General features: G+C 69.7%; 9 protein-coding genes. 2 read left to right on the top strand and 7 right to left on the bottom strand.

Features of this window, described 5'->3' with window-relative positions; all coding sequences use genetic code 11:
• Positions 1 to 28 precede the first annotated feature (28 nt).
• Complete coding sequence (locus Pla133_RS12160) at positions 29 to 2,062, top strand: penicillin acylase family protein (protein ID WP_419192421.1); 2,034 nt, start codon at positions 29 to 31, stop codon at positions 2,060 to 2,062.
• A 48-nt stretch (positions 2,063 to 2,110) separates the two neighbouring features.
• Here the strand turns inward: Pla133_RS12160 and Pla133_RS12155 are convergent, their stop codons facing one another.
• The 7 genes from Pla133_RS12155 to moaC all read right to left on the bottom strand — a co-directional run bounded on the left by Pla133_RS12155 (position 2,111) and on the right by moaC (position 9,677).
• Entirely contained in the window at positions 2,111 to 3,061 is a 951-nt protein-coding gene (locus Pla133_RS12155) for a GDP-mannose 4,6-dehydratase (protein ID WP_145065571.1), read from the bottom strand.
• A gap of 81 nt (positions 3,062 to 3,142) precedes the next feature.
• Positions 3,143 to 4,984 (bottom strand): glutamine--fructose-6-phosphate transaminase (isomerizing), encoded by a 1,842-nt coding sequence (glmS, locus tag Pla133_RS12150; protein WP_145065568.1) that lies wholly within the window; start codon positions 4,982 to 4,984, stop codon positions 3,143 to 3,145.
• 1 nt (position 4,985) lies between these two features.
• Complete coding sequence (locus tag Pla133_RS12145) at positions 4,986 to 5,942, bottom strand: UDP-glucuronic acid decarboxylase family protein (RefSeq protein ID WP_145065565.1); 957 nt, start codon at positions 5,940 to 5,942, stop codon at positions 4,986 to 4,988.
• Positions 5,943 to 6,003: 61 nt separating this feature from the next.
• On the bottom strand, positions 6,004 to 7,092 hold the full coding sequence (locus tag Pla133_RS12140; protein WP_145065562.1) for a hypothetical protein: 1,089 nt from the start codon (positions 7,090 to 7,092) through the stop codon (positions 6,004 to 6,006).
• Position 7,093: 1 nt separating this feature from the next.
• On the bottom strand, positions 7,094 to 8,467 hold the full coding sequence (gene accC, locus Pla133_RS12135) for an acetyl-CoA carboxylase biotin carboxylase subunit (RefSeq protein WP_145065559.1): 1,374 nt from the start codon (positions 8,465 to 8,467) through the stop codon (positions 7,094 to 7,096).
• Between the two features lie 13 nt (positions 8,468 to 8,480).
• A complete protein-coding gene (gene accB / locus Pla133_RS12130; RefSeq protein ID WP_145065556.1) occupies positions 8,481 to 9,023 on the bottom strand; it encodes an acetyl-CoA carboxylase biotin carboxyl carrier protein in 543 nt (180 codons plus the stop codon).
• Between the two features lie 75 nt (positions 9,024 to 9,098).
• On the bottom strand, positions 9,099 to 9,677 hold the full coding sequence (gene moaC, locus Pla133_RS12125) for a cyclic pyranopterin monophosphate synthase MoaC (protein ID WP_145065553.1): 579 nt from the start codon (positions 9,675 to 9,677) through the stop codon (positions 9,099 to 9,101).
• A 227-nt stretch (positions 9,678 to 9,904) separates the two neighbouring features.
• On the opposite strand from moaC, the gene Pla133_RS12120 reads away from it, so the two are divergent.
• Complete coding sequence (locus Pla133_RS12120) at positions 9,905 to 12,382, top strand: S41 family peptidase (protein WP_145065550.1); 2,478 nt, start codon at positions 9,905 to 9,907, stop codon at positions 12,380 to 12,382.
• Positions 12,383 to 12,438 lie beyond the last annotated feature (56 nt).

The raw sequence follows: 12,438 nt of genomic DNA, 5'->3' as shown, positions 1-12,438 counted from the left end.
CCGGCGGGCGACCCTCGGGATCGTCCTCTTGGCCCTGGCCAGCTGCGGTCGGCCCCAGGCCACCACCGACGCCGAGATCCTTTGGGACACCTGGGGCGTTCCGCACGTCTTCGCCGCCGACGCGGACGGGCTGTTTCGCGGCTTCGGCTGGGCCCAGATGCGGGCTCACGGGGACCTGCTGCTGACCTTGATCGGCGAGGCTCGCGGCCGCGGCGCGGAGTACTGGGGCGAGTCCTGGATCGAATCCGACCGCTGGGTCTGGACCGTCGGCATCCCCGAGCGAGCGCAGAACTGGTACGCCGACCAGGAGCCCGAGTTCGCGCGGCATCTGGATGCCTTCGCAGCGGGCGTAAACGCCTTCGGTCGCCTGCACCCGGATGAACTACGCGACGACCTGGAGGTCGTGCTGCCGATCACCGGCGCCGACCTCTTGGCCCACCTCCAGCGGGTGCTGCACTTCTCGTTCGTGAGCAACGAGAGCCTGCAGGCGGGCGCGACGACGCCGCCAACCGACGGTGGATCGAACGCCTGGGCCATCGCGCCGGCCCATGCTTCCGGTGCACGGGCACTTCTCTTGGCCAATCCGCACCTGCCTTGGGAGGGGCGCTATCGCCTCTTCGAGGCCCATCTGGAGTGCCCCGAGTACCGTGCCTACGGGGCCACGCTGGTCGGCTTCCCGACCCTGGCCATGGCCTTCAACGACAAGCTCGGCTGGACCCACACCGTCAACGCCCAGGACGGCATGGACCTCTACGCCCTCGAGCTGGACGGCGACCGCTACCGCTGGGATGGCGCCTGGCGCGGCCTCGAGCGGCACCCCCATCGACTGCGTGTGCGCGCGGCGAACGGCGATCTGCGCGAGGAGCCGATCGAGATCCGCAGCTCGGTCCACGGCCCGATCGTCTCGGGCGACTCCGACCGCGCCCTGGCCCTGCGAGTGGTCGGGCTCGACCGCCCCGGTTCGGCGCGGCAGTGGTGGCGAATGGGTGCGGCCGGGGACCTGGCGAGCTTCGAGAGCGCCACGGCGAGCCAGCAGCTTCCGCTCTTCTCGATCCTCTACGCCGACGTCGAGGGCAACGTGCTGCACCACTTCGGCGGCTTGACACCGCGGCGCGCCGCAGGCGCATCGGACCCCTCCGGACTGCTGGACGGATCCGCGCCCCGTGACCTGTGGAGCGAGTATCTGGGCTACGACGAGCTGCCGCGGGTCTTGAACCCGACGACTGGCTGGCTGCAGAACGCCAACGATCCCCCCTGGAACACGACGCTCCCCGCGGTGCTCGATCCCGACGACTTTCCGCAGTACGTCGCTCCTCGACGCATGTCCCTGCGAGCCCAGCACTCCGCGCAGATGCTCCAGGACGACGAATCGGTGAGCTTCGACGAGCTCGTGGACTACAAGCACTCGACTCACGTGGAGCTGGCGGACCGGATCCTCGATGACCTGTTACCCCTGGCGGCGGCCCATGGGGACCCGACGATCCGACGTGCCGGCGAAGTGCTCGCCGCCTGGGATCGCAGCGTCGACGCCGGCAGCAGCGGCGCACTGCTCTTCCTGCTCCTGGTCCAGGCGCTGGGCGACGAGACCAACGTCTTCGAGCGGGCCTGGGACGAGCACGATCCGCTCGCCACTCCGCGCGGGATTGCGTCGGCGGAGAGAGTGCTCGAGGCCCTGGGCGCTGCCGCAGGGCAAGCGGTCGAATCCGTGGGCGCACTCGATCTCCCCTGGGGCGATCTTTTCCGCCTGCGCGCGGACCGCTCGGACCTACCCTGCAGCGGCGGAATGGCCGGCCTGGGCATTTTTCGCAGCTTCGAGTTCTCCCCCGACGCCGACGGTCGAATGCGCGTCATCGCCGGCGACAGCTTCGTCTCGGCGGTCGAGTTCGCCACGCCGCCCCGTGCCCAGGCCTTGATGACCTACGGCAACTGGACCCAAACAGGTTCGAGCCACCGCTCGGACCAGTTGCCCCTGGCGGCCAGTCAGACCCTGCGCGAGGTCTGGTTCAGCCGCACGGCCGCACAAGACCACCTGGAGCGGCAGGAGTGGGTTCCCGCCGAGTGAACTGCCGCCCCAATCACAGACCGAGCCGCCGACGCCCGCGGACCGACCTCAACCGAGCTGCTGCCGGTACCACTCGACGAAGCGGCTCAGGCCGTCCCGCACGGTGGTGTGCGGGTCGTAGCCCAGCCTGCGCTTGGCCTTCGAGATGTCGGCGTAGGTGATCACGACGTCGCCCGGCTGCATGGCCTGTCGATCGATGATCGGATCGATGCCGCAGACTTCACCGACGATCTCGATCATCTCCGCCAGGGACGTCGTCTGCGACTCGCCCAGGTTGTAGATCTCGTAGCCCTCGCAGTGGTCAAGGCTGCGCACCACCCCGTCGACGATGTCGTCGATGTAGGTGTAGTCCCGGCGCGTCGAGCCATCGCCGAACATGGGGATCGGCTCGCGCTGCAGGGTCATCCGCACGAATTTGTGCATCGCCATCTCGGGCCGCTGACGCGGACCGTAGACGGTGAAAAAGCGCAGGGCGCTGATCGGGATGCCGTAGAGGTGGTGGTAGGTGAAGCAGTGCAGCTCGCCCGCGCGCTTGGTCGCGGCGTAGGGCGAAATGCAGCGGTGGATGTCGTCGACCTCGGAGAAGGGCGCCTTCTCGTTGGCCCCGTAGACGCTCGACGACGAGGCGAAGACGAACTTGAGGCCCTCCCGCTTGCGGATCTGCTCCAAGAGGATCAGCGTGCCGCGGACGTTGACGTCCTCGTAGTGCAGCGGGTCGAGCAGGGAGGGGCGCACCCCGGCCATGGCGGCCAGGTGGATCACGGCGTCGAAGTTCCCTTCGGTGAACAGCCGGGCCATGCCCTCGGCGTCGCGGATGTCACCCTCCACCAGGCGCGCCCCGGCCGCCTTCACGGCCTCGGCGTTGGCGCGCTTGATGGCCGGGTCGTAGAAGTCGTTGAAGTTGTCGAGGACACAGACCTCGTCGCCGCGAGCGAGGAGAGCCTCGGTCACGTGGGAGCCGATGAAGCCGGCACCGCCGGTGATCAGGACGCGCTGCATGTGCGGGAGGAGGTCGCGGGGAGGGTTGGCGGGGGGGGGGGAGCCTTCGCTCGGGGAACGGACGGGCGCGCGGCGCCGCCGCTACTCGACGGTGACACTCTTGGCCAGGTTGCGGGGCTTGTCGATGTCGCAGCCGCGCAGGTCGGCGATGTGGTAGGCGAGCAGTTGGAGCGGGATCACGTTGAGCACCGGCGAGAGCCACTCGGAGCTCTCGGGAACCACCACCGCCTCCTCGGCGATCTCGTGGCTCTGTCGGTCCGAGCCAACGGCAATCACGCGCCCACCGCGCGCCTTGACCTGCTCGATGTTCGAGCGTGACTTCTCGGAGACACCGCCGATGGAATTGACGACGACCGTGGTCAGGTCGGGCTCGATCAGGGCGATCGGGCCGTGCTTCATCTCCCCCGCCGGGTAGCCCTCGGCGTGCATGTAGGAGATCTCCTTGAGCTTCAAGGCTCCCTCCAGGGCGATGGGGAAGTTGATCCCGCGGCCCAGGAAGAAGAAGCCCTTCACGTTGCGGTGGCGATCGGCCAACTCACGGATGTGTTCCACCGCCTCGGGCGCGAGGACCGTCTCCATCCGCGCGCGCAGGCGCTTGAGCTCTTCGATCATCTCGCGACCCTGCTCCCGGGAGATGCGCCCGTTGGCGCGCCCCATCCGCAGGGCCAGGAGGTACGCGGCAACGACCTGGGCCACGAAGGCCTTCGTGCTCGCCACGCCGATCTCGGGCCCCGCCTCGGTCAACAGGGTGGCACTGGACTCGCGCATCACCGTCGAGCCGACCACGTTGCAGATCGACGTCGGCCGCGCGCCCAGGTCGCGGGCCAGGCGCAGGGCCGCGAGGGTGTCGGCGGTCTCGCCTGACTGGGAGATGGCCAGGGCCATGGTGTTCTTGACCAGGCGCGGGTCGCGGTAGCGGAACTCCGAGGCGAAGTCGATGTCCACCGGAACGCCCGCCAGGCCCTCGATCATGTAGCGGGCGATGTAGCCCGCGTGCAGCGCCGTGCCGCAGGCCACCACCTGAACGCGCTCGACATTCGCGAGGTCCGAGTCTTCCCAGCCCTCGCCGCCCAGATCCACGTCGCCGGTATCCGGACGCAGCCGACCCTCCAGGGTGCGCGCCAGGACGTCGGGCTGCTCGTGGATCTCCTTGAGCATGTAGTGCTCGTAGCCGCCCTTCTCGGCGGACTCGGCGTTCCACTCGATGGTCCGCACCGGGCGCTCGACCGCGCGGCCGCGGCCGTCGACGATCTTGATGCCGTCCACGGCGAGCTCCGCCACGTCCCCGTCCTCCAGGTACTGGATCTCGCGGGTGTGCGGCAGGAGCGCCAGGACGTCCGAGCCCAACCAGGCGCCGTCCGCGGACATGCCCACGCACAGGGGCGGGCCGTGCCGCGCGCAGAGCAACTGGGGCTCGGCGCCATTGACCAGCAGCGCTATGGCGTAGTAACCCTCCACCCGCGCCAGGCTCGCCTGCAGCGCGGCCAGGGGCGTGTCGCCCTGGGCCAGCTGCCGCCCGATCAGGTGCGCCAGGACCTCGGTGTCGGTCTCCGAGAGGAACACCGCGCCCTCGGCCATCAACTCGCGCCGCAGCTCGAGGTAGTTCTCGATCACGCCGTTGTGGACCAAGGCCAGGCGCCCATCGGGATCCACGTGCGGATGGGCGTTCTGGTCCGTGGGCTCGCCGTGGGTCGCCCAGCGAGTGTGGCCGATTCCGATCGGTGCCCCGGGCAGCGGATCGGACGCCAGGGCGCCCTCGAGCTCCGCCAGGCGCCCGGCGCGCTTGCGAACCTCGATCTGGCCCCCATGGACCACGCCGACGCCGGCCGAGTCGTAACCGCGGTACTCGAGGGTCTTCAGACCCTGGATCAACGACGCGACGACCGAGCCGCCGCGCGTGTGCGCGCCGACGATGCCGCACATGTCAGACGGACTCCCCGGACTCGATGCGCTTCTTGAAGTAGGCCAGGGTGCGCTCGAGCCCGTCGCGCAGCTCCACCTGGGGCGTCCAGCCCAGGATCGACTTGGCCTTGGTGATGTCGGGCTGACGCACCTTGGGGTCGTCCTCGGGCAGGGGCCGGTGGGTGATCTTCGAGCCCGAACCGGTGATGTCGATCACCGCCTTGGCGAACTCGAGGATGGTCATCTCGTGGGGGTTGCCGATGTTGACGGGCAGCGGCTCGTCCGACATCAGCAGGCGGTAGATGCCCTCGACCAGGTCGTCGACGTAGCAGAACGAGCGCGTCTGGCTACCGTCGCCGAAGACCGTCAGGTCCTCGCCTCGCAGGGCCTGGCCCATGAAGGCCGGCAGGGCGCGGCCGTCGTTGAGCCGCATGCGCGGACCGTAGGTGTTGAAGATCCGCACGATGCGGGTCTGGACCCCGTGGTAGCGCTGGTAGCCCATGGTCATGGCCTCGGCGAAGCGCTTGGCCTCGTCGTACACGCCGCGCGGGCCGACCGGGTTGACGTTGCCCCAGTAGTCCTCCTTCTGGGGGTGCACCAGCGGGTCGCCGTAGACCTCCGAGGTGGACGCGATCAGGAAGCGCGCGCCCTTGGCGTGGGCCAGGCCCAGGGCCTTGTGGGTACCGAGGGAACCGACCTTGAGCGTCTGGATCGGCAGCTCGAGGTAGTCGATCGGGCTCGCCGGCGAGGCGAAGTGCAGGACGTAGTCCAGCTTGCCGGGGACGTGGATGAACTCCGTGACGTCCTGGTGAGCGAAGTGGAAGCGCGGATCGTCGAACAGGTGCTCGACGTTGCGCAGATCCCCGGTCACCAGGTTGTCCATGCAGATCACCTCGTTGCCCTCGGCGAGGAAGCGCTCGCAGAGGTGACTGCCGAGGAAACCGGCACCGCCGGTGATGAGGACGCGGGTGGAGGCCATGGATGCGGGGGGGGGTCGGGGAGCGGAGGGGTGCGGAGAGCCGGACGGTCGGGCCGCGGCCTCAGGGGCCGCCGGGGGAGCCGCCCGGTGCAGGATTGGCCGATGCGGGGCCAGCCGTTGGAGAGCCGGTCGCAGCGGAGCTGTTCTGATTCTGACCGCCCGGCGCCGAGGCTCCGCCGTCGGCCGGGGGTTCTTCGGGTTCGTCCTCGGACAGAATCGACTCCTCCTCCGACGAAGGCGCCCGACCAGGCCGATCGGCTGCCCCGCTCGGCGGGCTATCGGCTGTCCAGCCCAGATCGGTGAAGCGCGCGCGAACGCCGGGTCCCAGCCTGACGCGCACGCCCTGGGCGGCGATCCGCGCGGGGCCGGAGGCCTCCACGGTCGCGCCGCCGGGGCGCCCGGCCGGTTGGACCAGCTCGGCGGGGCCCTCGATCACGAGCCCCACCCCGCCCTCCTCCACCCGCAGGCCAGAGGCCGGCGAGTTGAAGGGCGCGGCACCGGCGTCGAGGATCGGGAGGTCCACCGCCTGGCCCGGCCCGACGGGCAGAAGGCCGTCGCGGTACTCGACGTAGGCCGTGTGCTTGGCCTGGTTCTTCAGGCGTAGGACGTCGCCCGTGGCCAGTCGTTGCAACAGGAAGGGCCCGCTGCTCTCGTCGTCGTCGCCGTGCACCACCGCGCCGCCCTCGAGGGCCACCCGGGCCCCGGGGGTCAGCATCAGGCGCGCCCTTGTGATGCGGGCCAGGGTCGCCACCGGCTCGTCGCGGTCGCGCTCGCCGACCACGGCGGCGCCTTCCTCGAAGAGGATGATCGAGATGCCATCGCGCGGCCAGAACAGCTCGGCCTTGCCGCCCGCACCGGACAGCACCCAGGCGCCGGCGCCGATGCGTTCCTTCTTGTTGTAGAAGCGCAGGGGGAAGCCGGCGGTGGCGCCGGTCCGGCGCAGCTGCACCGGGTCGGCGTGGCGCACCACGAAGACCTCCTCGAGGCCCGGCTGGATGTCCGCGCCCTCACCCGGGGGCAGGGGCACGACCGTCGGAGTCATCGGACCCGGCCAGCGCTGGGTGTTGCACCCGGCCAGGACCGCCAGCGCCGCCAAGACCAGCGCGGCCGGCGAGGTCTGGACCGGGAGCGTCCGCAGCTGGCCCAGCACTTCAGGAGCCCTTCGAGCTGACGGCCGCGGAGTTCGACGAAAAGAACCGCTCCACGAAGCCCGTGTCGTGCTCGCCCGAGAGGAACTCGCTGTGACCCAGGATCTTGCGCGCCAGTCCGATCGTCGTCTTCGGACCGACGATGACGAACTCGTCCAGGGCCCGCAGCATGGTCCGGATCGCGCGGGTGCGGTCCGCGCGGTGCGCGAGCAGCTTGCCGATCATCGAGTCGTAGTTGGGCGGGATCGTGTAGCCGGCATAGACGTGGCTATCCAGGCGGATGCCCGGCCCTCCGGGGGCCACGAACTGCTCGATGCGCCCCGGCGAGGGCTGGAAGTTGCGATCGGGATCCTCGGCGTTGATCCGCACCTCGATGCAGTGTCCACGCAGCTCCACGTCGTCCTGGGTGAAGCTCAGGTGCTCGCCCGAGGCCATGCGGAGCTGCTCCTGGATCAGGTCCACCCCGGTGACCATCTCGGTCACGGTGTGCTCCACCTGGATGCGCGCGTTGACCTCGATGAAGTAGTAGTTCTTGTCGCGATCCATCAGGAACTCGACCGTGCCCGCGTTGTAGTAGCCGGCCTCGCGCGCGATGCGTAGGGCCGCCTCCCCCATCTCGCGGCGCAGGGCCGGGCTCACCGAAGGCGAGGGCGATTCCTCCACGACCTTCTGGTGGCGGCGCTGCACGGAGCAGTCCCGCTCGCCCAGATAGACCAGGTTGCCGTGCTGGTCGCCGAGAATCTGGATCTCGACGTGCCGCGGGTTCTCGACGAACTTCTCGAGGTACATCGTCCCGTCGCCGAAGGCCGCTTCGGCCTCCGCGCGGGCGGCGTGGAAGCCGCTGGTCAGGCTGGCGTCGTTGCGCGCCAGGCGCATCCCGCGGCCGCCACCGCCGGCCGAGGCCTTGATCATCACCGGGTAGCCGATCTCCCGGGCGATCTTCAGGGCCTCCTCCTCATCCTTGAGCGCACCGGGCGAGCCCGGCACCACCGGAACGCCCGCGCGCATGGCCATCTCGCGGGCCCGCGACTTGTTGCCCAGGGACGAGATCGTCTCCGGGTCCGGCCCCACGAACTGGATGTTGCAGGAACGGCAGACCTCGGCGAAGTGCGCGTTCTCGGCCAAGAAGCCGTAGCCGGGCACGATCGCATCCACGTCGGCGATCTCCGCGGCGGAGATGATCGACGGGATGTTCAGGTAGGACTTCGCCCCGGCGGCGGGCCCGATGCAGATCGTCTCGTCCGCCTGCTTGAGGTAGAGCGCGTCGGCGTCGGCCTCCGAATAGACGGCGACCGTCTCGACGCCGAGCTCCCTCGCCGCGCGGATGATGCGCTGGGCGATCTCCCCGCGATTCGCGACCAATACTCGGCCGAACATCAGCGCGACGGGCTCAGGAGCCCCGTTGGATCAGGAACAGCGGCTGGCCGAATTCGACCGGCTCGGCGTTCTCGACGAGGACCTCGACGACCGTGCCGGAGAGCTCGGCCTTGATCTCGTTCATGACCTTCATGGCCTCGATGATGCAGAGCACCGACTCGTCGTCGACCTTGGAACCCTTCTCCACGAAGGGCTCGGCGTCCGGCGACGAGGACCGATAGAAGGTCCCGACCATCGGGCTCTTGAACTCGATCGTCCCGGGCGGGAGCGTGCGCTGGTCCCCCGAGCCGCCCGGTGCGGGGCCGCCCTGGCCATAGCCACCTGCTTGGCCATAACCACCGTCGCCGCCCCCCCCGTAGTGGGCGCCGCCCATCTGGGGGCCACCCAGGGGGCCGCCGCCGTGGGTCACGTTCACGATCGGGTTCGAGGCGCCGCGGTCGCTGCCGCCGCGCTTGAGGTGGACCTTGATCCCCTCCTTCTCGTCTTCGACCTCGAGTTCGGTCAGTTCGGCGCGGGACATGATCCGGGCCAACTGAGTGATGAGCTTGATCTCCATGGGGTCTGCGGCGTCTGGCCGCGGGGCGCAGGATAGCCGCCCGAATCGTCGCAAGCTCGCCCCAATCCGGGCGCCCTACTCCCCGGTCGTTACCGGGGCGCGACCGTTCCAGCCCGGACGCGACCAGTTCCCCGAGCGCCCGCCGCTCTTCTCGAGCAGCTCGACCCCCGCCAGGCGGACGCCCTTGTCGAGGCCCTTGACCATGTCGTAGACCGTCAGCGCCGCCAGGGCCGCCCCCGTCATGGCCTCCATCTCGACGCCCGTACGGCCCCGGCAGGCCGCCGAGCAGTAGATCTCCAGCCGATCGGGCCCCGCCCGCTCGAACTCCACCTCGACGTGGTCAAGGCCGAGCGAGTGGCACATGGGTATCAGCTCCGGCGTGCGCTTGGCCGCGAGGATCCCAGCCACCCGCGCGACCTCCTCCACGGGGCCCTTCGGTCCCCCTCGAGCCAGGACCTGGTCCAGACGCCCCAGTGGGAAGTCCACCGCCGCGCGGGCCAGGGCCCGTCGATCGGTGGAGGGCTTCGAACCAACGTCCACCATCTGACTTGTGGTCCCGTCCGGCCCGCTACGCAGGTGGCTCAACTCCCCGGCCGATGCCTCGGGGGCGATGTTCTGGGGATCCGGCTGGGCCGTGGAATCGGTCTGGCTCATGGCGCGCTGGGGGGGACGGTGGGCGACGCTCGCGGGGTGACCCGGGACCCCGCGTCGGGAAGTTCACGAATTGTGAGGGCCGAGTGACGAAGCCAACCCTGGTTCCCTCGTCCGTATCGTCGATAGATAGTAGGGCCCGGCGGAGCGGGACAGGCCACCCCTGGACCTCTCCACCGCCCCTCGGCAACTCCCTGGCCGTCAATCAGTCGGCTCCCGCGCAAGCTTCCATGCCTCGATCCAAGATCCTCGCAACCCTCGCGGCCCTCCCGCTCCTGACCCTCACCGCCGCGGCCGCCTTCCAGGACGGCCTAGCGACCCTGGTGGACATCCAGGTCGAGCGGGCCAACTCCCGAGGCCCCGAACAGGTCTGGCAACAGGCCCTGGCCCTGCGCGACGCCGCCGGCCCGTCGGAATCCGCCGCCCTCGATACCACCCTCGACGGCATGGTCGCCGGCGAGGCGCCCCTGGGCGAAAGTGGCCTTCTCCTGGTCAGCGCCGCCCGCCTCCAGGGCGAGGACCCCATCGGTGAATCCCTGGACGCCCTCCAGGCGGGTCTGTTGGGCCTGGCCCGCACGGCCTCGCCCGCGGGCGCGTCGGCAGCCATCAACATGCTCGGAGCGCGGGCCTTCAAGGCTCGGCCTCGAGAGGCACGGGTCGACCTCTCCCAGTCGCTGCTCGCCATCGGCGAGGGCGGCGAGCGACCGGCCCCGGTGCGAATCGCGGCGGCCCTCTCGGCCCACGCCGTGGGTGGTGGCACGGAGCGGCGCCAGGCGCGCCAGCAACTGCTCGACTTCCTGGGCTCCGAGGACGCCGAGGTCCGCGGCCTGGCGGCCCTGGGCCTGGCCTCGATCAACGAAGAGATCGCCGGCGAGCTGGAGCTCGAGCTGGAACGCCTGACGCAACTCCCCGGTGACAAGGCCGAGTTGGCCAACGTCTACCTGAAGCTCGAACGCGATCGGCGCCTGCGCGACCGCAAGGTCCGCGAGCTGCAGGACCGCCTCGACCGCGAGCTCCTGCCGCCCGAGTTGGCGCGCATCGCCGCCGCGATGGAGATGATCGAGGAGCGCCACCTGGACGGTGAGCTCTACTCCCGCGACGACCTGGCCGACGCCGCCCTGTCCGGGTTGATGCGCTCCCTCGACGAGCACTCGGCTTACTTGGCCCCCGAGGTCTACGCGACCTTCGTACAGGACCTCGAGGCCGAGTATGGCGGGATCGGCGCCTACGTCGGCATCGACCCGGCCGACAACCTGTTCACGATCACGCGGCCGATCTACTCCGGCCCCGCCTACCGCGCGGGCCTGATGACCGACGACAAGATCGTGCGCGTGGACGACTGGCCCACCCTGGGTGAGGACCAAGAGGACGTGATCAAGCGCCTCAAGGGCCAGCCTGGCACCCACGTCAAGCTCTACATCTGGCGTCGCGGCATGGATCCGGGACTGATCGACCGCCCCACCGACGACATGATCGTCGAGCTGGATCGCGCGATCATCGAGATCCCGGCCGTGCACTGGCAAATGCTGCCCGGCGGCATCGGGATGGTCGAGCTGTCGACCTTCAGCCGCGTCGCCGCCAGCGAGCTCGAGGACGCCCTCGACCAGATGATCGACCAGGGCCTGACTGGCCTGATCCTCGACCTGCGTCGCAACGGTGGAGGTCTGTTGACCGAGGCTGTGCGCGTCGCGGACCTGTTCCTGCCCCGCGGCCTGAAGGTCGTCACTGCGGACTACCGCGGCGAGGCGCCCCAGTCCCTCTACACCCAGCGGCCGCCGGTGCTGGCGCCCGGAGTGCCGATGACGGTCCTGACCAGCCGCTTCACGGCTTCGGCCTCGGAGATCGTCTCCGGTGCCCTGCAGGACCACGAGCGCGCGACCATCGTCGGCGAACGCACCTTCGGCAAGGGCTCGGTACAGAACCTCGAGACGCTGATCGGCTCCTTCGACGATCGCTTCATCGACGAGAACCGCAACGGCCGCTACGACGATTGGGAGCCCCTGGTCGGTGACTTCGACGAAGATGGCGAGTTCGACTTCGCGCCGCGGCTGAAGTTGACCATCGCGCGCTACCTGCTGCCGTCGGGTCGCTCGATCCACCGCGAACTGGACGCTGACGGCAACGTGCTCTCGGAAGGTGGCGTGCGCCCCGACCTCGAGGTGATGCTGAAGCGCATCGACGGCTGGCGCATCGAAGAGCAACTGGACCTGATCGGCCGCGGCCTTCACCGCAAGTACGTGAACGACCATTGGGACCAGTACGAGGACCTGTTCGTCAAGATCGCCGAGGGCGACAACCGCGACACCTCGCTGTACCCCGACTTCGACGAGTTCTACGAGAGCCTGAACACGGGCGCGCCGCGGGACGACGTGCGGAGCCTCTTGCGGCGGGAGATCCGTCGACGCGTGCAGGACAACCGCGGGGGCGAGTTCCCCATGGGCGACTACGAGGAGGACGAACAGGCCCAGGCTGCCGTGGAGTTCCTGCTCGGCCAGACCGGTCGTGAAGTGGCTCAGTTCCCCGAGTACGTGGCGGCCTTCAACAAGGTCGACCCCGGGGGACCGCTGCTGGCCAGCGCCGATACGTCACGCGAGGCCCTGCGCTCGGCCCTGTCGCTCGTGCGCGAGGCCCGCGCCGCTCGCGGCGACGTGTCACCCGAGGAGCTCGACGCCCTGCTCGCCGCGCTGCGCGAACTCGGCTACGAGTAGATCGCGGTGCGACCGGGCCGCGGCCCGTGACACTCAGGCGGGGTCGACCGATCAGG

The organism is Engelhardtia mirabilis, from assembly GCF_007748095.1.
Lineage (GTDB): Bacteria > Planctomycetota > UBA1135 > UBA1135.
Note: the sequence above shows the minus strand (reverse complement) of the source record. Positions and strands in the feature narration are given on the sequence as shown.